Annotated in this window: 24 protein-coding genes and 1 pseudogene; 19 read left to right on the top strand and 6 right to left on the bottom strand. The window is 34.0% G+C overall.

What is annotated here, in order from left to right; genetic code table 11:
* Positions 1–10: 10 nt before the first annotated feature.
* From AC0KUU_RS11875 to AC0KUU_RS11820, 12 genes are all read left to right on the top strand, one after another.
* A complete protein-coding gene (locus tag AC0KUU_RS11875; RefSeq protein ID WP_165575320.1) occupies positions 11–1,357 on the top strand; it encodes an MFS transporter in 1,347 nt (448 codons plus the stop codon).
* A 311-nt stretch (positions 1,358–1,668) separates the two neighbouring features.
* Entirely contained in the window at positions 1,669–2,520 is an 852-nt protein-coding gene (locus AC0KUU_RS11870) for a transketolase (protein WP_308115081.1), read from the top strand.
* Positions 2,520–3,467 carry a transketolase family protein gene (locus tag AC0KUU_RS11865; protein ID WP_013056350.1) on the top strand — a complete coding sequence of 316 codons (948 nt, stop codon included), beginning with the start codon at positions 2,520–2,522 and terminating at the stop codon, positions 3,465–3,467. Before AC0KUU_RS11870 ends, AC0KUU_RS11865 begins: the two co-directional genes overlap by 1 nt.
* A 49-nt stretch (positions 3,468–3,516) precedes the next feature.
* Positions 3,517–4,275, top strand: coding sequence for an SDR family NAD(P)-dependent oxidoreductase (locus tag AC0KUU_RS11860; RefSeq protein ID WP_043980703.1), 759 nt, complete (start codon positions 3,517–3,519; stop codon positions 4,273–4,275).
* A gap of 208 nt (positions 4,276–4,483) precedes the next feature.
* Entirely contained in the window at positions 4,484–5,194 is a 711-nt protein-coding gene (locus AC0KUU_RS11855) for a FadR/GntR family transcriptional regulator (RefSeq protein WP_043980704.1), read from the top strand.
* A gap of 703 nt (positions 5,195–5,897) precedes the next feature.
* Positions 5,898–7,229 (top strand): MFS transporter, encoded by a 1,332-nt coding sequence (locus AC0KUU_RS11850; protein ID WP_237074739.1) that lies wholly within the window; start codon positions 5,898–5,900, stop codon positions 7,227–7,229.
* Positions 7,230–7,335: 106 nt separating this feature from the next.
* Positions 7,336–8,292 (top strand): 6-phosphofructokinase, encoded by a 957-nt coding sequence (pfkA, locus tag AC0KUU_RS11845; protein WP_162213975.1) that lies wholly within the window; start codon positions 7,336–7,338, stop codon positions 8,290–8,292.
* An 89-nt stretch (positions 8,293–8,381) separates the two neighbouring features.
* Positions 8,382–8,516, top strand: a complete 135-nt coding sequence (locus AC0KUU_RS11840; RefSeq protein ID WP_107917869.1) for a GapA-binding peptide SR1P — start codon at positions 8,382–8,384, stop codon at positions 8,514–8,516.
* 75 nt (positions 8,517–8,591) lie between these two features.
* Positions 8,592–9,056, top strand: coding sequence for a ribose 5-phosphate isomerase B (gene rpiB / locus AC0KUU_RS11835; protein ID WP_165575318.1), 465 nt, complete (start codon positions 8,592–8,594; stop codon positions 9,054–9,056).
* A gap of 284 nt (positions 9,057–9,340) precedes the next feature.
* The gene (locus AC0KUU_RS11830; RefSeq protein ID WP_162213977.1) at positions 9,341–9,778 is read left to right on the top strand and encodes an NUDIX hydrolase; all 438 of its coding nucleotides are present in this window, start codon (positions 9,341–9,343) and stop codon (positions 9,776–9,778) included.
* Positions 9,779–9,882: 104 nt separating this feature from the next.
* Complete coding sequence (locus AC0KUU_RS11825) at positions 9,883–10,266, top strand: YkvA family protein (protein ID WP_043980709.1); 384 nt, start codon at positions 9,883–9,885, stop codon at positions 10,264–10,266.
* 100 nt (positions 10,267–10,366) lie between these two features.
* Complete coding sequence (locus AC0KUU_RS11820) at positions 10,367–11,836, top strand: hypothetical protein (protein WP_043980710.1); 1,470 nt, start codon at positions 10,367–10,369, stop codon at positions 11,834–11,836.
* Positions 11,837–12,001: 165 nt separating this feature from the next.
* On the opposite strand, the gene AC0KUU_RS11815 is transcribed toward AC0KUU_RS11820, so the two are convergent.
* The gene (locus tag AC0KUU_RS11815; RefSeq protein ID WP_043980711.1) at positions 12,002–12,514 is read right to left on the bottom strand and encodes a DUF2062 domain-containing protein; all 513 of its coding nucleotides are present in this window, start codon (positions 12,512–12,514) and stop codon (positions 12,002–12,004) included.
* 315 nt (positions 12,515–12,829) lie between these two features.
* Here AC0KUU_RS11815 and AC0KUU_RS11810 point away from each other — a divergent pair, with 315 nt between their 5' ends.
* Positions 12,830–13,741 carry a C40 family peptidase gene (locus tag AC0KUU_RS11810; protein ID WP_043980712.1) on the top strand — a complete coding sequence of 304 codons (912 nt, stop codon included), beginning with the start codon at positions 12,830–12,832 and terminating at the stop codon, positions 13,739–13,741.
* A gap of 223 nt (positions 13,742–13,964) precedes the next feature.
* Here AC0KUU_RS11810 and AC0KUU_RS11805 read toward each other — a convergent pair whose 3' ends face one another.
* Entirely contained in the window at positions 13,965–15,155 is a 1,191-nt protein-coding gene (locus AC0KUU_RS11805; protein ID WP_237074744.1) for an FtsW/RodA/SpoVE family cell cycle protein, read from the bottom strand.
* Between the two features lie 142 nt (positions 15,156–15,297).
* Positions 15,298–16,467 carry an FtsW/RodA/SpoVE family cell cycle protein gene (locus tag AC0KUU_RS11800; RefSeq protein ID WP_237074745.1) on the bottom strand — a complete coding sequence of 390 codons (1,170 nt, stop codon included), beginning with the start codon at positions 16,465–16,467 and terminating at the stop codon, positions 15,298–15,300.
* 845 nt (positions 16,468–17,312) lie between these two features.
* On the opposite strand from AC0KUU_RS11800, the gene AC0KUU_RS11795 reads away from it, so the two are divergent.
* Positions 17,313–17,909, top strand: coding sequence for a YdcF family protein (locus tag AC0KUU_RS11795; RefSeq protein ID WP_043980719.1), 597 nt, complete (start codon positions 17,313–17,315; stop codon positions 17,907–17,909).
* Between the two features lie 112 nt (positions 17,910–18,021).
* Here AC0KUU_RS11795 and AC0KUU_RS11790 read toward each other — a convergent pair whose 3' ends face one another.
* Positions 18,022–18,636, bottom strand: coding sequence for a DUF998 domain-containing protein (locus AC0KUU_RS11790; RefSeq protein ID WP_043980720.1), 615 nt, complete (start codon positions 18,634–18,636; stop codon positions 18,022–18,024).
* A gap of 262 nt (positions 18,637–18,898) precedes the next feature.
* Positions 18,899–19,333 (bottom strand): diguanylate cyclase, encoded by a 435-nt coding sequence (locus AC0KUU_RS11785; protein ID WP_162213980.1) that lies wholly within the window; start codon positions 19,331–19,333, stop codon positions 18,899–18,901.
* A 96-nt stretch (positions 19,334–19,429) separates the two neighbouring features.
* Between AC0KUU_RS11785 and AC0KUU_RS11780 the strand changes: the two genes are divergently transcribed.
* On the top strand, positions 19,430–19,933 hold the full coding sequence (locus tag AC0KUU_RS11780; RefSeq protein ID WP_162213981.1) for a DinB family protein: 504 nt from the start codon (positions 19,430–19,432) through the stop codon (positions 19,931–19,933).
* 202 nt (positions 19,934–20,135) lie between these two features.
* Here the strand turns inward: AC0KUU_RS11780 and AC0KUU_RS11775 are convergent.
* A pseudogene (locus AC0KUU_RS11775) lies at positions 20,136–20,237 on the bottom strand (GNAT family acetyltransferase); the annotation flags it as partial.
* 130 nt (positions 20,238–20,367) lie between these two features.
* Here AC0KUU_RS11775 and AC0KUU_RS11770 point away from each other — a divergent pair.
* From AC0KUU_RS11770 to AC0KUU_RS11755, 4 genes are all read left to right on the top strand, one after another.
* Positions 20,368–20,673, top strand: coding sequence for a hypothetical protein (locus tag AC0KUU_RS11770; RefSeq protein ID WP_162213983.1), 306 nt, complete (start codon positions 20,368–20,370; stop codon positions 20,671–20,673).
* A 211-nt stretch (positions 20,674–20,884) separates the two neighbouring features.
* Positions 20,885–21,115 (top strand): DUF3923 family protein, encoded by a 231-nt coding sequence (locus AC0KUU_RS11765; protein ID WP_074897119.1) that lies wholly within the window; start codon positions 20,885–20,887, stop codon positions 21,113–21,115.
* A 41-nt stretch (positions 21,116–21,156) separates the two neighbouring features.
* A complete protein-coding gene (locus AC0KUU_RS11760) occupies positions 21,157–21,357 on the top strand; it encodes a hypothetical protein (protein WP_322551943.1) in 201 nt (66 codons plus the stop codon).
* A 115-nt stretch (positions 21,358–21,472) separates the two neighbouring features.
* Positions 21,473–21,823, top strand: a complete 351-nt coding sequence (locus AC0KUU_RS11755; protein ID WP_237074747.1) for a hypothetical protein — start codon at positions 21,473–21,475, stop codon at positions 21,821–21,823.
* Positions 21,824–21,830 lie beyond the last annotated feature (7 nt).

Here is a 21,830-nt window from a genome sequence, read left to right as displayed (position 1 = left end):
GCAATAATGTTTGGGTAAACATAAAGAGCTTATCTTGATTATTTCATTACTAATTGGGACATTTCTTGTACCAATAAATTCGACAATGATTGCCGTTGCTCTATCAACCATATCGGCTCATTTTAATGAACCACTTGCAAGTATTTCTTGGGTAGTAACTATTTATTTAATTGTAATGGCTGTCACTCAGCCTATCGCTGGAAAGCTAGGAGATCTATATGGAAACAGAAATATCTATTTATGGGGCGTGGTGTTCTTTCTGATAGCATCTTTAGGCTGTATATTTTCAACTAATCTCATTTCTCTTATTATCTTTCGATCACTGCAGGCAGTAGGAGGAGCTTTACTTACTCCAAACACTATAGCAATCATTAGATATGTGGTGCCAAAAGAACGGCTTCCTAAAGTTCTGGGTATATTTGGAATGGGGATGGGTTTGGGTGCTGCAATTGGACCTTTATTAGGGTCTGTCCTGCTTGAAAACTTCAATTTGGAAGCTATATTCTGGGTCAACGTTCCTTTTCTTTTCTTAGCTTTAATCGGCGGAATAGTTATGATTCCTAAATTTAATGTTAAAAAGCAAACAAGTACTTTAGATATTCAAGGTTCCATTTATTTAGCAATTAGCATTTCTTTATTGATCTTATTGACACACGGTATGGAATTTACCAAGGCTTTAATAATGGGAATACTATTTATTTTATCTACAATCTTGTTTATCAAAAGAGAAAATACGGCAGAAAACCCGATTATCGATTTTTCTTTATTTAAAAATTCCACCTTTACAAGCGCTAATTTATCTATTATGCTTAGCAACTTTGTTATGTATGTGATTTTATTAATTATGCCTCTGTTAATGAAGTCTCAATTTCATTTATCTACAGCGCAAACAGGGCTTGTTTTATCAGTTTTTTCGATTTCAATGTCTTTAAGCGGCTGGATAGGTGGATTATTAAACAATAAGTTTAGTTCTAAAAAAGTGATTGGGTTTTCTTTTGCTATGATTATTGTCTCTAATATTCTTTTTCTATCTTTAGAGAACGTTGGATCTATTCTTTTTCTTATAGCGGCTTTAATTATTGGAGGTTTTTCGACCGGAATAGGTTTAACAAGCATGCAGGTTGCCTCGTTGGACTCCGTAAGCAAAGAACAGTCTGGTACAGCCTCTGGTATTTATTCAACGTTTCGTTATTTCGGAAGTATTATTTCGTCCACGCTTATTGCTCTTGTTACAAGTTATAACTACATCTTCATTATTTTAGGGATATCGGGGATAGTAGGTATACTAGTAGCTAGAAGCATTAAATCTAGTAGCCAAGATGTAATAAGCAGCAATAATTCTAGCGCGAAAGCATAGTTGTTTTTGATAAAGCTTTTGTTTATATACACAATTTACTAATTAATCAATAAAAAATAAGTACTGCTTCTAAGATAGGAGCAGTACTTATTTTTTTGCTTAAAAATCTTGGAGAAAATGGCAGATGAATTCATCTGTCCTTCAAAAATGACTTGTTTTAAATAAAAAAATTCTAATAATTCAATCTTGTTATTGACGAATTCGCATTTCAGATGTACACTTAAGTCACAAAGCTACTTAGTATACAAGTTACCTAAGTATACTAAATTATATGTTAATGAATATATCATTTAGAAAACAGCAAGTCATAAATTAATGAGGTGACTAAAATGAAAGAAATTAGTATTGAAGAATTAAAAGAAAAAGCCATTCAATTAAGAAAAACAGCTCTTACAATGATTTATGGAGCACAGTCTGGCCATCCAGGAGGTTCACTTTCTGCGGCTGATATTATGGCAGCGCTTTATTTTAAAGAAATGAATGTTGATTCGCACAACCCTAACTGGGAAGATCGCGATAGATTTGTACTTTCTAAAGGTCACGTTTGTCCCATTCAGTATTCCGCTTTAGCTTTACGAGGATTCGTTCCCTATGAAACGATATACACGTTAAGAGAATACGGTTCTCCGTTTCAAGGGCATCCAGATATGAAAAAGTGCAAAGGTATTGATATTTCAACAGGCTCACTAGGACAAGGACTTTCGTGTGGCGTAGGTATGGCAATCGCAGGTAAACGAGATTTTAAAGACTATAGAGTTTTTTCTTTAGTAGGAGACGGAGAATGTCAAGAAGGACAAATTTGGGAAGCTGCTCAAACAGCAGTTAAGTACCAATTAGATAATTTAGTTGTGTTTGTAGATAATAACAGACTTCAAATCGATGGATTTTGTGATGAAATTATGCCATTGCAAGATTTAGAGAAAAAATTTGATGCATTTGGTTTTGAAACAAAGCGAATTAATGGACACTCCATGGAAGAGATTGTAGCAACATTGGATGAAGTAAGAGTAGCGAAGAATGGAAGACCAAAATGTATCATTTGTGACACGGTAAAAGGTAAAGGCGTTTCGTTCATGGAGGATGTGGCTGATTGGCACGGAGTTGCTCCTAATGAAGAACAATATCATCAAGCAATGGAAGAAGTAGCAGGAGGTTTAAGATAATGAGCATACTAGAAAAAGATCTTACTGTAAAAAAAGCTACGAGAGAGGCCTTTGGAGATGAAATCGTAAAATTAGGGAAAGAAAATAAGAATATTTATGTCATTGATGTAGATATTGCAAAGTCGTGTAAAACAGTAAACTTTATCAAGCAATTACCTGACCAGCATATTAATGTAGGAATTGCAGAGCAAAATGCGGCTGGGTTAGCAGCTGGACTTGCTACGACTGGTAAAATTCCTTTTGTAAGCACTTACGCGGTTTTTGGTTCGTTAAGAATGCTTGAACAAATTAGACAAGAAGTCTGCTATCCTAACTTAAATGTAAAGATTGCTTGTTCACACGGGGGGTTAACGCCAGCTAATGATGGCGGAAGTCATCAAGCTATAGAAGATATGGGTGTATTAAGATCGGTTCCAAATATGACCGTCATTATGGGAGCTGACTATTATTCTACTAGAAAGCTAGTAGAACAAGCTGCTAAAGTGTACGGACCTGTATATCTTCGTTTTACTCGCGATACGGTTCCAATGATTTACGATGAAAATGAAGAGTTTACAATTGGAAAAGCGAAGAAAATTAAAGATGGAAGCGACATCGCTATTATTGCCAACGGCGATACAGTACGACTCGCTTTAGAGGCAACGAAAGAATTAGAGAAACAAGGCATATCTGTGAAATTACTAGACATGCATACGATTAAGCCTTTAGATCGAGAAGCAGTGGTTGATTGCTTAAATATCGGAAAAATCATTACGGTTGAAGACCACAATATTCTAAACGGCCTTGGCAGTGCCGTATGTGAAGTAGTTGCGGAAGAGGGAAAAGGTACAGTTCGAAGAATTGGTGTACAGGATCAATTTGGACAATCTGCACCTTATGAAAAACTATTAGAGTTAAATGGAATTACTGTAGAAAATATTATCAAAACAGCTAAAGAATTGATTTAAGACTAACTATATTAAATAGATAAAGCTAACAAGATGGGGGAAATATAATATGTTTGATTTAAAAGAGAGAGTAGCAATTATTACTGGTAGCGGTTCCAAAAAAGGAATTGGACGTACAATCGCCCTGACACTTGCAGAGCAAGGAGCAGCTGTTGTTATAGCAGATATCAATTTTGATGGCGTGCAGGATACCGTAAATGAAATAAAAGAAGCTGGCGGCAAAGCCCTAGGAATAGAGTTAAATGTAACAAGTAAAGATTCTTGCGATGCGATGGTTAAACAAACACTTGAAGAATTCGGCAGAATTGATATTTTAATTAATAATGCAGGGATTTCTCAAAAGGTTACCGTTCAAGATATGACGCTTGAAGACATTACAAAAGTGTTTAACGTCAATATGTTTGGATTGTTTCTATGTACGCAAGCAGTATTAGAGACAATGAAAGATCAAAAGTATGGTCGAATTATAAGCCTGTCTTCTGTTTCGGCTAAAAGAGGTGGAGGAGTTTTTGGAGGACCGCACTACTCGGCATCTAAGGCCGCAGTACTAGGTTTTTCAAAGAACTTAGCGCGCGAGGTAGCCTTAGATGGTATTACGGTTAACTGTGTAGCTCCTGGACTCGTTAATACAGAAATTTGGAAATCCCTTCCTGAAGAAGATGCAAAGTCTGTGATTGATAGTATTCCTATGGGGAGACCAGGTGAAGTAAAAGAAATCGCAGCTACAATTGCCTTTTTAGCTTCAAAAGAAGCTTCTTATATTACAGGAGAAGAAATTGATATAAACGGTGGCTCACATATGGATTGATATTCAAGTTTGTTATACAGGCATGCCATTATGGTATGCCTGTATAGCTGTTTATTGATAAAATTATTAGTGAAATGAGAAACTGACTACATAAATAAGGATTTTTTTGCTAGAAGGTGCTAGGCTTGTTGCCCCTAAAAATAGAACAGTATATAATAATTATGTCTACTTAATTATGAATAAAATGAGCTAATAATTATAGAGAGAAGTGATTTCCATTAGTTTTAATCCAGTTTCCAATAATAAATTATATATTCAAATTTATAATCAAATTCTTTCTGAAATTCAATCTGGAGCGTTCCAAGTAGGAGACAAACTCCCTGCTGAAAGGGAGCTGTGTGAACAATTTGGTGTAAGTCGAGTACCTGTTAGACAAGCCCTTAGCGCCCTAGAATTGAACGGTTTTATTTATTCTCGCCAAGGAGAAGGTGTATATGTTAAAGAGTTTCAAACAGAAGCTGAAAATTCTCAATCCACACTTTTAACGGAATCTACCTCCCCTGAAGACATTGTGGAAGCAAGAATGAACATAGAGCCTCTTATTGTACGTTTTGCAGCTTTGAGAGCTACAGAAGAAGACATTAAGGATCTGCGTGCAACAATTGATAAGATGGAGGAAGAAACGAACGCAGGCGTGTATGTACCAGAAACAGATGAAGCCCTACATAATGGTATAGCAAAGGCTTCTCATAATGATTTATTTATTAGTATTATGGCAGCTATTAGCAATGCGATGAAACAGCAGGAAATGTGGAAGTTTATAAGAGATCGAACCGTCACGAGACCTGACTACCGAGAAGTTAATTTTAATGAGCATAAATTACTTATTAATGCTATTGAACAGCATAATGAAGAAGAAGCTGTGAGAATTATGAGTTTTCACATGCAAAATTTATATGATCGTTATTGGAAAGCTTAATTCCAACTAATTTTTTATTAGAATAATACCAAATATAGAGGTAAAAGGCAGCTAAAGTGTAGCTGTCTTTTTGCTGTTGAAAAGACAGCATAAAATGAGTAAGATTCAGTGTTTTCTTTCCAAACTAACTGTGTATTTCTTTTCATTTTTAATAAGGTTCAGAAAATATTTAATATAATAATTATATTGACAATTGATAGGTATGTAAGTACACTGTTTATATAAGGTAACTTAGTATACAAGTAGCTAAATCTATAAAACGGAGGTAATGTAAATCTTAAAATTCATTATTCTTTACAGCTCGATATTTTTTGAAGAGATTAGCAGAAGGATTCAAAAATGTAAGCGTTTTTTATCGTTATCGTGCATTACAAATGTTTTGGATTATTAGGATAGAAAGTAGAAAGTAGATTTATAGTGTTTTCATATCGCTAGTAAGGTTTTGGTGTATGATATTTTCTAGTAGTTCTTACTTTTTTAAATGATAAATAATACAGGGGGATACTTCGCTTTTTCATTTTTTATATTCCCATATGAAAGGGATTACAGAAGTAGGGACTAGATTTACTCAGACTTAGAAATAGATCAATCATCTTTTATGTAAACTTTTAATTCTTTCTGTCAATTAGCCTAGAGCAAACACTCAGGTCAAAGACTGAAGAGTATGAAGAATAGAAGGATGGTAACCCAGGGAGGAATTATTTTGGATCCAATTAACTTAGAACGTTCAACTACTAAAAAAGTAACGTTAAGGCTCATTCCATTTCTATTTTTATGTTTTACCATATCGATACTTGATCGAGTAAATATTGGGTTTGCTGCATTACAAATGAATGAAGATTTAGGTTTTTCTAATGCTGTTTTTGGATTAGGGGCAGGAATTTTCTTTCTTGGCTATTTCCTTTTAGAAGTACCTGGCAGTGCTATGATGACAAAGGTCGGGGCTAGAAGATGGATTAGTAGAATCATGATTACATGGGCAGTAATTGCTATTTTAATGGCTTTTATCCAAACACCATGGCAGTTTTATACAGCAAGATTTCTTTTAGGAATTGCTGAAGCTAGCTTTTATCCTTGTATGGTCTTTTATCTAAGTGGTTTTTATCAAACAAAACATCATGCAAAAGCAATTGCTGGATTTATGATTGCGATCCCTGGTGCTAATGCAATAGGATCTCCTCTTTCTACTTATTTATTAGGTATTGACTGGTTAAACATGGATGGATGGCAATGGCTTTTCATTTTGGAAGCGATTCCAGCTTTAATCTTAGGTGTGATATGTTTCTTCTATCTTGACGATAAGCTTGAGGATGTAAAATGGCTGACTAACGAGGAGAAGAAATGGTTAATCGACGTTACAACAAAAGAGAAGTTAGAAAAGCAGGAAGCCAAACACTATACATTCGCTCAGGCCTTAAAAGACCGTGACGTATTAACCTTATCTTTAGGATACTTTTTCTGGATGGTTGGCTACTACGGCATCGTCATGTTTTTACCGACAATTTCAGAAGGTTTATCTAAAACGACTTCTCTTAGCACGCATGCTATGGGGTGGATTTTAGGATTAATGTATGTTTGTGCAATGGTAACCATGATGTTGGTTAGTAACCACTCTGATAAGAAAAATGAAAGACGCTTTCACGTAGTTGCTTGCTTAGTAACAAGTGGCGTGGCATTGATTATCAGTAGCTACGTTGCAAATATGAACATTGTTTTATCATTTATATTCTTAACGATCAGTCTTTGCGGAGCGTTCGGAGCATATTCTCCGTTTTGGGCAATTCCACCGTCTTTCTTAACGGAAGCTGCTGCTGCAGGTGCCATTGCCCTTATTAATAGTATTGGTAATCTAGGTGGTTTCTTCGGACCTTACATCGTGGGATATATTAAAGATATGACCGGATCTTTTAATGCTAGTATGACATTTCTAGGTGTCAGCATGTTCGTAGCGTCCTTTATCGTAGCTTTTTTATTAAAACAATCAGGAAGAGCTATTAAAAAAAATACAGTTGATCGATTAGAAAAAACTAGTTGATTCTTGTTTGAAAGAAATTTGTACTACTAGGAGGGGCGGGCAATTAGTTTCTAGAGACTGTCGGCCAACTTTCTTACATGGATAAGAATAACAGGGGTGTATGGCAATGATGAAGCTAGGAGTTTTAACAAGTGGTGGAGACGCTCCAGGAATGAATGCTGCTATTAGAGCAGTAGTAAAAACAGCTAACTATCATAACATAGAGGTAATGGGAATTGAGGGTGGTTACCAAGGTTTAATAGAAGGTAAACTTCATAGATTAACCTCTACGGATGTAGACTACATTGCGGATAAAGGCGGGACATTTTTAAAAACCTCCCGCTGCGCAGAATTTATGAAAGAGTCGGGCAGAATGAAAGCCTTAAGTGTATTAAAGGATTATGGAATTAATCATTTAGTGGTAATCGGCGGTGAAGGCTCTTTTAAAGGAACACAAAAATTACATCAATTAGGTGTAAATGTCATTGGTATACCGGCAACGATTGATAATGATTTATCTTACACAGATTATTCAATTGGATTTGATACTACATTAAATACGATATTAGAATGCCTCGGTAAAATTAAGGATACAGATTTATCTCATGAAAAGACTACCATTGTAGAAGTTATGGGAAGATATTGCGGAGATTTAGCCCTGTACTCTGCTTTAGCAGGCGCAGGGGAAATTATCTCCACACCTGAGAGAAAATTAAGTTTTGAAGAGATATGTTCCAAACTGAACGAGAAAATGAAAAGCGGCAAAAAAGATAACCTAATCCTGATTACTGAAAAAATGTACGATATTCAAGACCTGCAAAAATATGTCGAGGATCGATTAGATATTAGCGTCAGGACAAGTATATTGGGTTTTATTCAAAGAGGAGGACAGCCGTCCGCATTTGATCGTATATTAGCAAGTAAAATGGGGGTCACAGCAGTAGAATTATTACTCAAAGGGTATTCTGGTAGAGCTGTAGGAATCAAAGAAAATGACTTAATTAATGTAGATATTGAAAAAGTTCATTCGAAGTTATCTAGTAACGATGATAAATACAGCTTACTGGATACCATTCTAGCTTAAGGATATCTTTTCTAACATACAATGATTGATCTCTAAAAAAATGTATTTGAATACAAACGAATTTTTCTAATAAAAAGGAGGAAATAGAAATGAATAAGCAGGTTAATGTAAAACAGGGAACTATCGTTTGTCAAGTATGTGGGAAAGTTATTGAGAATGTAGACAACTCTGAAGGGGTTAAAACATGGTACGGGAAGTGTTCTGAAGATTGTTCTAGGAAATAACGTATTGGTAAAAAGAGACTCCCAAAATCATTAGAATTTTAATTAAGACTATAGCTGAACAAGGAGAGTAATCTTATGAAAGTTATAATTGCTTCAGATCATGGTGGGATAAATATTCGTAAAGAGATTATAAATCTATTAGATGAAATGTCCATAATATATGAAGATCTAGGCTGTGAATGCAGCAGTTCAGTCGATTATCCGGACTATGCGATTCCAGTTGCCCAACGAGTAGCAAATGAAGAAGCGGATTTTGGAATTTTAATCTGCGGTACGGGAATTGGCATGAGTATTGCGGCTAACAAAGTAAAAGGAATTCGTTGCGCACTTGTTCATGACGTTTTTTCAGCTAAAATGACGCGTGAACACAACGATACGAACATTTTAGCCATGGGGGAACGAGTAATTGGGCCAGGTTTAGCCCGCGAAATTGTGAAGACTTGGTTAACAACCCCATTTATTGGAGGCCGTCATGAAAATCGTATCTGTAAAATTACAGAATACGAAAATGTATCACAACCTTCTCTTGAAAGAAAATAAAGATAAAAAGGCAAGAATCAATTTGATTCTTGCCTTTTCCTATTATTTCACTTACTGATATGATGATTATAGATCCTATCAGAATAGCAAAACTAACCATTCCAATTCCCATACCAGTTAACCTTCCGTAAAAGCAGCTTATTATGACAACAATGAGACTAATTATTTTTGCAATTAAAATAGATGTAATAAAATATGTCTGATTTATGCTTAGGAGTTAAAGAAGTTTGTTTGCTGATGAAAAAATCTGTACGGTTAGTATCTATATATAGGAGGAAGCGAATATGCAGGGTAAAACGTTGATAACAAAAGTTATGGCTTACATAACTAGGTTTAATGGTCATCATACAGAGTTATTAGTTTACAAACACAAAGATTATCCAGAAGCAGGAGTTCAAGTTCCAGCAGGTACTGTAGAACAGGGAGAAACAATTGAAGAAGCTTTATATAGGGAGGTCAAAGAAGAATCTGGATTAATGGAGTTTTTATCAGTAACAAAATTGAAAACATATATTTATCATCATGAAGGTAAAAGCCAGTATCATGAACGACATGTTTTTCATTTGGAAATTAAAGAAAAAACTGCAGAACGGTGGGAATATAAGGTTAATTCTAAAGGGGAAGATGCAGGATTAATCTTTTCATACTATTGGGCTCCTATTCAAGCTATTCCCAAACTAGCTGTAAATCAAGATGATTGCATTAATCAGTTATTTTTATAGTTCTAAATTTATTAATAAGAGAAATATGTAGGTATCAAAAAGAATAAAAGTAATTTTATATTACATCAAACCGTCCAGATATATAGCAAAGGAGACTAGGAAACATGCTTAATCAATTAAAGCTGTGGGCTAAAAAGTTAAAAAAGCAGCTATTTATCTTATATTTAGCTTATAAAGATGAACGAGTATCTTGGTATATCAAATTATTTACTGCTTGTGTTGTTGCATATGCCTTCAGTCCAATCGATTTAATTCCTGATTTTATACCGGTTTTAGGCTATATTGACGATATAATCATTGTTCCTTTAGGAATTATGCTTGCTTTGAAAATGCTACCTGCAAGTGTTATAGAGGACTGCACAATCAAAGCAGAAGAGCTCATTGGAAATGAACGACCTAAAAATTGGGTTGCGGGTTCAATTATTATCGTAGTATGGCTACTTATTTTTATGTGGAGCTGTTTTACTGTTTTTAAATTATTAAATTGAATGAACTCTTATTAAGAAAAAATATAGTAGGTTTACTATCGATCGTTATGATGCAAAATGGTAAACGATATATATAATTGAAAGGAGTACATTAGAACAAATGCAGCAAATTGATATCCAAGAAAAAAAGATAGACAGAGCTCTCTTTCAATTTGTTTTCCCTTTTTCCTTAAAGCAAGGAACTGAATCTAGTATCTCCCTTTTTTTAAATAAGAGCGGGTTTAAGCTATTTCAATTAAATCAACTAGAAGACGAATGTGCATATTACGGCGATTTTAAAGTCTCACATCGTGATATGGAGGCGTATTATTTGTCTTTCACTAATAAGATACTCTTTCCACACTCAGAAAAAGAAAAAGGCCTTCATAGATATTCAAAACCTTTAAATATAAGAGGTAAGTTAATTACAGATACAGAATGCATTCTTTTTCAAATACACTCTGTTGATTTAACGACATGTCCTTATGAACTTGGGTTTTTAACCATTCGAACTGAGTTGAACCCCTTTACGTCTGTGTCATTGTCTCATTCTTTAGAATTCGCAGATCGCTTTCGCGTATTAGAACCACGAACACGAAAGGATAGCAGTACAAAAATTGAATGCGATGGCAAGATATACAAGGGAGCAGGGGAATTTGTATTTAACAACCTCTTTGAGGGGCTTTCCCGCTTTTTTGAAGGTGATTCAAAGGAGAATTCTTATTTTGAAACCTTTTCTTTTTTTGAAGATGAAAGAATGTATGTCCAATCTTTAGTGGCATTAGAGAAAAATGAAAAAATCGATGTAGTTGATGTTTATCGAATGGGAAGTCTTTGCGGCTTAACTGTAGAGGGGAAGCCATATGTTCATGCTAATAACCTTCCTTACATTCAAGATTATTTACAAAAACATGCTTATCAGCGCTGGGCTCCTAGCACTTATTTTCTGATAGAAGAACATATTTTTACTTGTATAACGATTCAAGATGAACGTACAACTCCTGATTTAGCTAATCAGTTTTATGGAGAATTTTACTACGGGCTTGTATTAAATCTGTTTCACAAGATCGTTTTATTAAAATTAGCTAATACCTATACAGAGCTAAATATTGAAAAAGACGTAAAAGAAATGGAAAAATTAATTTATTCCATTAATTCCTTTACCGCCAATTATTTTTCGCTTGAAATAGTATCTCAGTCCCGGAGCCGTGATATTTTCTATCTTCTTAGGAAAAATTTCAATATTGAGTTGTTATATAAGGAAGCTAAACAATCTCTAGAGAGTTTATTTAGATACCAGGAAAACGTTAATGCGAAAAAAGACAGCCTGTTATTACTGATTTTGACTCTTTATTCCGTAGTAGGTCAAATGCTTGGAATGGGGCTTGTAGTAAATGATTTTATTGGAAGAATCAAATGGAGAAATATACTTGCGTACAATCCTGTAGAATATTTTGCATTAATCCTGGCAGCGAGCGGTGTTATAATTTCTCTGATACTAGGCATACAAAGTTTATATCAATGGATCATTGACCAAAGAAATCGAAAAAAATGGGTGAAACAAACTGTATTATCTTCAACAAAGGAATGAGAGCAGTCCTTTATTTCCTCCATATTTATCTTAAAACAGAAACAAAGATCGTAAGCCCATAATTGATACCTATGGTTATCAATTATGGGCTAATTTATCTCTATGCCTTTTAAAAAAATGTTCAGCTATATCGCTTTACAATTAAAGATAAATGTTGAAATTAAGCTAATTATCCGTTTTTTTAGTGTGTTTTTTTACTGTCCATTTCTTATAGATGTAGTGTAAGAGGAAGCCTCTGTACTGATTTATAATATAGTAACTAACAATATAAAGTATACTTCCAAACAAAAAGCTATTAAGAACCATTCCTATTAAAAAATTCTTTCCTACTTTCGCTCCTAGTTCTAGTCGATTATCTAAATCTTCATCTGCATTCTGAAGCAAAGTTTGATTAAGGTCGATTGGAAATATATATCCTCCCACTACTGTATTCAAGTAAAACATCAACGGAAAGGCCCACATAAAAAACATTCCACCAATAAGGCCTGCTATGCTATTTCCTTTACATAATTTAGCTAAACCTACGGATATTATAAGGCCCAATCCAAAGGTAGGAACAAAGTTCACAACAGAACCTAGACTAAAACCTAGCGCAACTTTATGTGAATGATCTTTTAATCTTAATAGTTTAATAAGTAAGTATTTAAACCGGCGCTTCAAAAACACTAATTTGCTCACATTATTCCTCCTATCTCTTCGCGCTGGCATCCTATCTTTCCTTTTGGTGTCCACCATTACAGAAAGGTTTTTTATTGTATTCAAGATTTAGCGTCACATAAGTAAAAAGAAAAATGAGGTTCAAGAACAACAGATTTAACCATTATAAGTATATTTATACTTTATATGACAAAATAAATAGTTACCTCCTAATAAATCAAGTGATTTTTGAAAATGTCACAAAAAATTCACAAATAGGTTGTTTCTTTTCTCTTTCTCCCTGCTAAAATTTTATAGTCAAGAACAAGAAAAATATAACATCGGGGGATATACTTAGTGAAAAAGATAATTTCTTCATTAGCTCTATGCTCGTCATTGATTGTGTTACCAACAATAAGCCAGGCAGCTTTAGGAGACAAGCTATTAAAAGAAGGTATGACAGATCCAGACGTAAAAGAATTACAGGATGTTTTAAGACAGAAGGGGATATTTTCAGCTACTTCGACTGGCTATTTTGGTTCAATTACAAAAGATTCAGTTTTAAGCTTTCAGCGTTCTCATAGTTTAACCGCTGATGGAATTGTAGGATCTAATACATATCAAGCGTTAATAGGTAATTCAACAAGTACGGTTACAAACGGTACACTTTTAAAATATGGAATGACTAGCAATGAAGTTGAAAAAGTACAGCAATTGTTAAAGGGAAAAGGTTACTTTAATGCCACACCAACAGGATATTTTGGTACAGTTACTCAAACTGCTGTTATGAATTTTCAACGGGATCATGGCTTAGCCGTGGATGGAATAGTAGGTCCGGCTACTTTAAATGCCTTAAATAACGCATCTAACGGCTCCACTGGTTCTTCAACTGTCAATAGTTCAACGCAAGCGACAGCTAGTGATATTGTTGCTTATTCCAAAAAATTCATAGGCGTACCATATGTGTGGGGAGGAACGTCTCCGAGTGGTTTCGATTGCAGCGGTTTCATTTATTATGTATTTAAAAATGGAGGTGGAGTAACTGTACCGCGAACAGTAGCTACCTTGTATCAGTCAGGAAAAAGTACATCTACTCCAAATGTAGGAGATATTGTGTTCTTTGATACTACTGGAGGTCCTTCACATGCTGGAATTTATATTGGAAACGGGCAGTTTATTCATGCTGGCAGTTCAACTGGTGTAACTATTGCATCGTTAAGCAATTCTTACTGGGCCCCTCGTTATTTAGGAAGTAAATCTATTCTCTAATAGATTACTAGTAAAAAAATATAGCAATTGAAACTAAGCAACTTTATTATTTGTGTAAATAAAGTGAAAAGTCCTGATATATAGTCAGGACTTTTTGTTATAGCAGCGAACAATGGTCTTAATATAAAGGGTGAGCTTCCTTGAAAGAATGAGATGTATGTCTCCTGTAGCAGCTTGTTAATAACAATAACGCTAGCTAACATACACCATTTAGCCATTCAGACTAAACACTCCTTATATAAGCTTGTTCCATTGAATGGCTTCTGAATGTTTGAGTGTACGTGTTAAACATCGAAACATTGGTAAGTATTCCTGCAGCAAGCATTAACAATGTAAGCGAAGAACCTCCAAAGCTTATAAAAGGAAGGGTGACACCAGTAATAGGAAGAAGGCCCGTGACAGCCCCAAGGTTTACAAATACTTGAACAGCAATCATAACGGAAATACCGATAGCTAACAGTGCTCCAAAAGGATCACGACACTTAATAGCTGTTTTTAATCCTTTAAAAATAATAAAAAACAGTAGCCCCAATACAAGAAGTACACCCCAAAATCCCAGCTCTTCTGCAATAATGGCCATAATAAAATCCGTATGTGATTCAGGCAAGTAGCCCGTTTTTTGAACGCCTTGTCCTAATCCCATACCTAATATTCCTCCGTTTCCTATAGCCACATAAGAATTAACAAGTTGATATCCATCGCCTTGTTGATTTTCAAAAGGATGCAAGAATCCGGTAAAACGAGCTAAACGCCCCGGAGAAAACAAAAGATCCATGTTTCCGGTTACTAATAAAACGGTTAACATAACAAGTGTTCCAATTAGGCCTAATAAACTAATTTTTAAAATAGATTTCTTTGAAATCCCTGAACATAACACAATAGCTGCAACTGTTCCTAAAATAAGCAAGGCTCCGCCATAGTCAGGCTGCAAGATAATTAAGAAACAAATAAAAAGCACAACCACCATAGGTGGAAGAATCGACCTTTTTAAATCATTGATATACTCTTGTTTGTTTGCAAAAACAGCGGCTAAATAGATAATAAGCGTTAATTTTGTTATTTCTAACGGCTGAATAGCAATAGGCCCTATTTTAAACCAACTTTGTGCATTACCTGCTGTATGTCCAAAAGCTAAAACTAAAATAAGGAGTGAAATAGTGACACCTAATAAAAATTTTAATACTGCTTTTTCTTGATAAATTTTATATGGTACGATAGCTGCTAATGTGAAAAGGGTAAAGCCTGCTATAAGAGCAAGCTTTTGTTTTTTATAAAAATAATCCCCAGATACACCATAACGGCTAATTGCTGTTACCATGCTGGCACTATAAACCATAATTAAACCGATCAGGCTTAGAACAATTAACGCAGCAATAAATTTGTAATCGTAACACTTTAGAATTTTTTTGAACATAAAAAACTCCTCCTAAAAAAACGACCTAATAACGGCTATATACAAGAGAGAAAATAAAAAAATACACATATATTTCAATACTTTTATACGAATCTTTAGGTCTAAATTTATCTCTTTAGCCATTTTTTTATTAGTCATTGTATTACCTCACATCCTGATCAAACATATAAGCTTTTGATCGAAAGCTTATATTTAATACTAGTCCCATCAAAAACATCGTACTCATTAACGCACTTCCCCCGTAGCTTATAAACGGCAGTGGTATTCCCGTTATCGGAAGAAGTCCTATACACATGCCCACATTTTCTAAAACATGAAAGAAAACAATTGAAATAACGCCGGTACAAATGTATGTAGAGAATTGATCTTTCGTATGAAATGCGACAGTAATAATTTGGTAAATCAGCACCATAAATAAGAAAAGAATAAGGCTAGTTCCTAAGAAGCCGTAACTTTCTCCAATTGCACTAAAAATAAAGTCTGAATGTTTTTCGGGCACATATACTGAAAATTTTGATGTATCTCTTCCTGAAATGGATCCGGCACCTATTGCTTTTAACACTTGCATATAGTTGTAAGACAAGCTGCCTGCATAAGATTCTGGATCAAACCACGCATAGATACGATCAAACTGATAGGATTGAACGTGCAAATATTTTTCCAATATTTTTGGGTGGTTCAAAACCATATATAAAATACCTGAAGCAATTCCTATAATTGAAGTAAAGGTAGGAAGAATGAGCTTAAAACTTACTCCTGAAACGAATATCATGACAAAGAATAAAAAGATCATCACAAGTGCCGTTCCTAAATCGGGCTGCTGCATAATAAGAAGAATAGGGACCGCTAACGTAGCTCCTAGCTTTCCAACGAGTAAAACGTCGCTTCTTATATCTCTTACGCGAAATTTTTCGTTATGATTTCGTATCACTTTACTAAATGCTAAGATTAAAGAGATTTTTGTGAACTCTGACGGCTGTATCGATCCAATACCAGGAAGGACGAACCAGCTTTTTGCACCATTTTTGACAGGAGCAATACTTTGGGGAGAAACGATGAGTAAAATAAGGATAAAAATATTTAGCCCATAAAAGAACCATGTGAATCGGTCCCATTGTTCCTCATCGGGCCTCATGGTGATGAAGATAATCCCAATACCTACTGCGTACCATTCAACTTGTTTAATTACGAAGTTTGTAGAATACTGTCCTGTTTTTTGCGCGTTATAAATAGTTATACAGCTAATAATAAAAAACAGCAGCATTGTAAAAGCAAGACCATAATTAAAGCTTTCTGACTTCTTGCGTTCCATCTTTAAAACACCTTTTCTTTATTAAATTTCCATTCCAATTACTGAATATAAGTTTCTCTAATATATGCTAGAAAAATATCAATAAAATAGATTTCTTCTCATGATCTATCACAAACCTCCAATCTGTTTTACCCGTGATGTTTTATATAAAAGGTCTACCATACGATAGCCTGTATAATCAAAACGTGTATTAGCCCTAATTTAGTGAAAAAGATATTTTCTTGACTTCAGCTTATTTTTTTTATTAAATACTATAAATTTGCCTATAGGAAACTTTTTGGGCATAAGAAACCCTTTGGAAATAAAATTTTGACTTAGAACAGACTGAAATGCCTATAGGTATTAACAATTCATATATTTAAATGCTAATTCATTTTTCCTTAGGGAAACAGTTTAACATTGAGGAAAAATATTTGTCTAATAAAAACCTTAAAATTTAACTAAAAACCGAATTACTTTCGTTAAATCAGTATAGAAAACTAATGATGTAACTAACTCTCTTTACACTAAAAAACTGACCATTATGGTCAGTTTTTTAAGGTTAATAAATAAGTTATTTTGCTCACTTCTCATATCGTTTGTAATTTTATCATTGAAAAATGAAAAATAAGTAAAAAAACCAATATTAATACAAATAAGTGAAAAAATATTTAAGTTTGTATAAAATTCATGGTATTCACAAAAATATTGAGAAAGAATGTTCGTTGAAATTTTTAATGTTAACTTTTATATAAAAGCTGTGATTGCTTACAGAATGCAAAGTTTTTTTGAAAGCACCTTTTTATTTTTATGAATATTGAGCTTTATGATACGATATGAAGTGAACTTTTTAAATGAGGGTCTATATGCAAAAAATTAAAGGTAAAAGAATAAAAATCAGTATATTTATGCTGGGATTAGGGATTGTTTTTTTTCTGTTTGCCGGGAAAGAGCTTGTGGTAAACGAAAAGCCGGTAAAATCTGACGTGATTATTGTGTTAAGTGGTGATAATGATCGACTGGAGAAAGGAATTGAATTATATAAAAAAGGCTATGCGGCTCATTTAATCCTTTCGAATGGTCAAGAGAATAATTTTTATCATCAAGCCAAGGAATCAGGGATACCTGAGAATTCAATTATATTAGAAAATCACGCTACAAGTACTACGGAAAACGCTAAATTCACAAAAAGGCTAATGATGAACTATCATTTTCAATCCGCTATCGTTGTTTCTTCCAACTATCATATGAAAAGGGTAGAAAAAAACTTTAATAAAGAATTTAAGGATACCCAAATACAATTAACCTATTGTTCTAGTGGAAGTCGCTATTATAATCCACAGAGATGGTGGGAAACTGCTTTAAATAGAAAAGTTACCTACACAGAATACGTCAAGCTTATTGGCAATTATTTTGGTTTTAGCGGAAAGAAATCTAAAGAATTATTAAGAGAATTTATCTAACAAAATCGTATAAAAAGTCCATAGGGGATGTCTCTATGGACTTTTTGCTATTTAAAATTACGAGTAGTTGAACGTAATCTTGTAAGCTCATATGAAACGGAATGATAATGGATTACTTGTTTAACATAAAGGAAAGCACGGTGCCCCATATAAAGATTACTAAATAGAATAATCTTTGCAGCAGACCGGTAGGCATAGGAACAAAAAATACAAACATAATGAGTATGAGGATGACTAGTAAGGAGACTAAACAGCCATAAGTCCAATACTTGCCGCTGGTTAAAGATGACGCATACATCCAAAGACCAGCTAAAACAGTGATCATGCCAAGTTGAGCGAATATTGAATGCCAAAATAAATTTATATCAGCCGGTATAAAGCCTGAAACAATGTTACCCAAAGCTAATATAAGAATAAAAGCTGTTGCTAGTTGGGTTATTTTTGTTTTCTTTAGGTTTTGTGAAATGTACAGAACACCAATTGAAAGTGTTAATCCGTTTATAATAAACAATACGTTCATCCAGAAATGGTGAGGAGAGCAAATTTCATGAGGTGCAATTGAATAGGTATAGGTTCCACAAGAAGTTACGCCAAGATCACTCATTGCGTGATGTAAAAAACTGTAGGGAGCAGTTGAAGTCAAAATAAAAAAAGGTTCAACTAAAAAATACAAGCAAGTAGCAAACCAGCTTAAAATGCCAAGCTTTTTCGATATATACAGAATCATCACCTCTTAAAAAGTGTTATATACGAATTGTATATCCAAATAATGTTAAACAGAATGGTCTTGAAGCCTATTTTTAAGTAAGGCTTGAGGTTGATGCGAGGAAGGAGGACAAAGTGTTTAAACTTGAAGGTGCTTAGGAAAAGACCTCTTTACTAATGTTTTGTAGCGGTAAAGAGGTCCAAAAGCTGCTTAATTAGAAATGAATAACGGCTGATTATGCACCCCCATACGTAAAGTTAATGTATTCCAAACGCGGTGACATTCAAGACATTTTCTCTAGAATTTTATAATCTGATGTTTTTTGAATATCTACATCATATTCATGTGCAAATATTTCTAACTTCTTAAAAACATTCGGTGGATTAAATAATGCTATTCGCATATTCCACCCGTTTTCTACTTTTACTACTGCCAATTTTGTTTTCCAACTTAACCGTTTAAATACAATTCTTTTAATGTCCATTGGTTTAACGGTTTTTGCATATACTTTAAACCATAATATATATGTTCTATAGGTTAAAGTATCTTTGTCTATTTGAAATTCATATCTGAGGCACAGGGAAAGAAACGAACAAAGGATAGCAAAAAGAAGTAAAAAATCAAATGCTTTATATTGAACCGCTTGAATGCATAATAAAGCATTTAAAGGTAATAGAGTGAAAATAATAGTTTTTTGAGCAGTAGCTTTAAATAACATAGAATCTCCTTTCTTTAGTAAATAAGCCAACTGGTTTTTTCTATGATATTATTTAAGTGTTAATTTAGATTAGATTTATATTGGGAGGTCTTTTACATGTATAATACCATTTCAGATTTTATCAAAGAATGGAACAACGAAGCTATGCTAACTCAAAAAGTTTTGGATAGCTTAACAGATGATTCATTGAAACAACAAGTTTACCCTGAAGGACGTACGTTAGGAAGAATTGCTTGGCATTTTACAACCAATATTCCAGATTATCTAACTGAATTTGGACTGAGCATAGACAGAATAGAAAGTACAGCAAGCGTTCCATCTTCTGCCCAGGAAATCGCTATAACCTTTAAAAATGTAAGTTCTCACGCTGCTAAAATCATTGAACAGCAATGGACAGATGAATCTTTAGAACATACGCAAGAAGCATTCGGAAGAACCCAATCAAATGCCACAATCTTAATGGGACTAATCAAGCATATTGTTCATCACCGAGGTCAAATTACCATTCTGATGCGTCAAGCAGGACTAAAACCGCCTGGAGTTTATGGGCCTCCAAAAGAAGATTGGGTTCATTTAGGTGTGGAAAACTCACCGCTTTAATAATATCAGGTAAATAAAAAAGAGGCTGTCCATAGAAAATACTATAAAATTTTTTTCTAGGCAGCCTTTAGGTAAAACCTAATTAATCAGTTAGTACTTACTCTGAAAAAGCTTTTGAGCACTGCACAACACCTTGCATATTTTTTAATAATCCCTCTGTTAACTCTAAGGTCATAAAGAATTCTTCAGGAAAGTCAAAAGGTTCTTTCTTATCGCTGTATTCCTCATTTAAAAAAGCGCTTTTCACAACTTCTTCAGTTTTATTATATTCTTCAGTGAGTTCTTGTTTAATTAAGATATCCATAATTAGTATGTATATATTTTATAGTGTTATATTTTATGAGTCCACCTTTAATACATAATATTTGTAAATTTTTATGGTAAAATATACTATATATGTTAAATTAGAGTGTGTGAAGAAGAGGTAATATCTGATGTTGAACGTATTATTTATATGTTTAGTAAGCTGCTTCATTATTTGTATTGGGAAACGTGTATGGAAAAAAGGTAATACTAATTTCATTGCTGGGTATGGAAAGATATTTACACCTAAGGATGAAAAACAGCTCGCTAAAGGAATTGGCCTTATTATTATGTTATTTGGCTTTGGATCTATAATATTCCCCATTCTCTCTTTGTTTTTTGAAGGGATTGGCTTTTATTATGGATTGCTGGTTGTGTTGAACTTCTTCGCTATATTTGGACTTATGATAAAGGATCAGGTGCAGGGAAAAGTCTAAGGAGGAGAAAAAGATCAATAAAAATATTCGACTTATGATTGGTTTACTCAGCACCATTATCCTGTGTTTTTATGGAGTAAGAGGTTTATTCATACATGAAATAATATCGTTTTCTTCTTACCTCTTTGCGGTAGATGGAGCTATTTCTACCATTGCTCTTATCTGGGAATTTAAAAAGAAAAATGCAGCTTAAATTGAAAGGAGTGATGGTGTGAAAAGACGATGGATTTCCTGGTGGATAGCTAATATAATTTGGATCATACTTTTCGTCGTAGGTACAGCTGTTGTCTGGACAAGGGAAGTGGATGGAGCGGGTGTTACCCAAACACCGGAGCTAAAATTGTTCGCATTTATAGTGTTGCTAATTGCATTTATTTTCCCTTTGATTATTCAAGTTATATGGCTAATTATTAATTTTAAAACTAGTAAGCACGTACTATAGAAACTAGAAATGATGTTATGGAATAGAGAGGGATGATGTGTATGCAAAGCAAAAAGTGCTCTAAATGTGATTCAACTCTAATCAAAGCTCGTATTCAAGCATCACCTGGTACAGTAGGTGTAAATAAAACACCGAGCAGCGTATTAAATAACAATCACAATTACAGTGAGTTAATACCTTATGTTTGTTCAAGCTGCGGTTATGTGGATTTTTATGTGGAGGAGCCTGAAAAGTTTGTTTAATAGAACTTTTAGGATTATTCGTTTTCGAATACATTATGATACGGCACTGAACTTGGTATATCGCCTAATATCAATTTTAATCAAAGGGCAAGGAAAATGATTTCCGGAGGCTATTATGAAGAGAACACATAGTTTTCTGCCAGTAGTTTATTTAACCGTTCTAACTGCATGTAATCAAGAAAGTACAGGGGAAAATATAGAGAGTTCTGCTATCATTGTGGTAGTTGAAAACAAGGAATATAACGGAACAGAAGATAAATTAGATCAAACACAAGAAATAGGAGACCAAATAGGAACCCTAAAAAAGAAAACTAAAGCAACTACGATGCCCGAAGGTAATAATCAATCAAACTATTTTACAGTTGGTTCAGAAATCTATTCAGTAAAAGGAACAGAGGATTATATTATAGTTAAAGATAAAGATCATAAAAGTCAGTTAATGAAAAAGGTAGCCCCAAAAAGGTGAGTATTAT

The sequence above is a fragment of the Priestia sp. ST2 genome (assembly GCF_055810735.1).
The sequence above is the reverse complement of the archived record's forward strand: the minus strand, read 5'-3'. Positions and strand labels throughout refer to the sequence as shown.

Coding starts and splice junctions, on each gene's coding strand:
- AC0KUU_RS11865 (WP_013056350.1), top strand. CDS start 2,520: ATGAGCATACTAGAAAAAGATCTTACTGTAAAAAAAGCTACGAGAGAG.
- AC0KUU_RS11860 (WP_043980703.1), top strand. CDS start 3,517: ATGTTTGATTTAAAAGAGAGAGTAGCAATTATTACTGGTAGCGGTTCC.
- pfkA (WP_162213975.1), top strand. CDS start 7,336: ATGATGAAGCTAGGAGTTTTAACAAGTGGTGGAGACGCTCCAGGAATG.
- AC0KUU_RS11840 (WP_107917869.1), top strand. CDS start 8,382: ATGAATAAGCAGGTTAATGTAAAACAGGGAACTATCGTTTGTCAAGTA.
- rpiB (WP_165575318.1), top strand. CDS start 8,592: ATGAAAGTTATAATTGCTTCAGATCATGGTGGGATAAATATTCGTAAA.
- AC0KUU_RS11830 (WP_162213977.1), top strand. CDS start 9,341: ATGCAGGGTAAAACGTTGATAACAAAAGTTATGGCTTACATAACTAGG.
- AC0KUU_RS11825 (WP_043980709.1), top strand. CDS start 9,883: ATGCTTAATCAATTAAAGCTGTGGGCTAAAAAGTTAAAAAAGCAGCTA.
- AC0KUU_RS11820 (WP_043980710.1), top strand. CDS start 10,367: ATGCAGCAAATTGATATCCAAGAAAAAAAGATAGACAGAGCTCTCTTT.
- AC0KUU_RS11805 (WP_237074744.1), bottom strand. CDS start 15,155: ATGTTCAAAAAAATTCTAAAGTGTTACGATTACAAATTTATTGCTGCG.
- AC0KUU_RS11800 (WP_237074745.1), bottom strand. CDS start 16,467: ATGGAACGCAAGAAGTCAGAAAGCTTTAATTATGGTCTTGCTTTTACA.
- AC0KUU_RS11795 (WP_043980719.1), top strand. CDS start 17,313: ATGCAAAAAATTAAAGGTAAAAGAATAAAAATCAGTATATTTATGCTG.
- AC0KUU_RS11790 (WP_043980720.1), bottom strand. CDS start 18,636: ATGATTCTGTATATATCGAAAAAGCTTGGCATTTTAAGCTGGTTTGCT.
- AC0KUU_RS11785 (WP_162213980.1), bottom strand. CDS start 19,333: ATGTTATTTAAAGCTACTGCTCAAAAAACTATTATTTTCACTCTATTA.
- AC0KUU_RS11780 (WP_162213981.1), top strand. CDS start 19,430: ATGTATAATACCATTTCAGATTTTATCAAAGAATGGAACAACGAAGCT.
- AC0KUU_RS11770 (WP_162213983.1), top strand. CDS start 20,368: ATGTTGAACGTATTATTTATATGTTTAGTAAGCTGCTTCATTATTTGT.
- AC0KUU_RS11760 (WP_322551943.1), top strand. CDS start 21,157: ATGCAAAGCAAAAAGTGCTCTAAATGTGATTCAACTCTAATCAAAGCT.
- AC0KUU_RS11755 (WP_237074747.1), top strand. CDS start 21,473: ATGAAGAGAACACATAGTTTTCTGCCAGTAGTTTATTTAACCGTTCTA.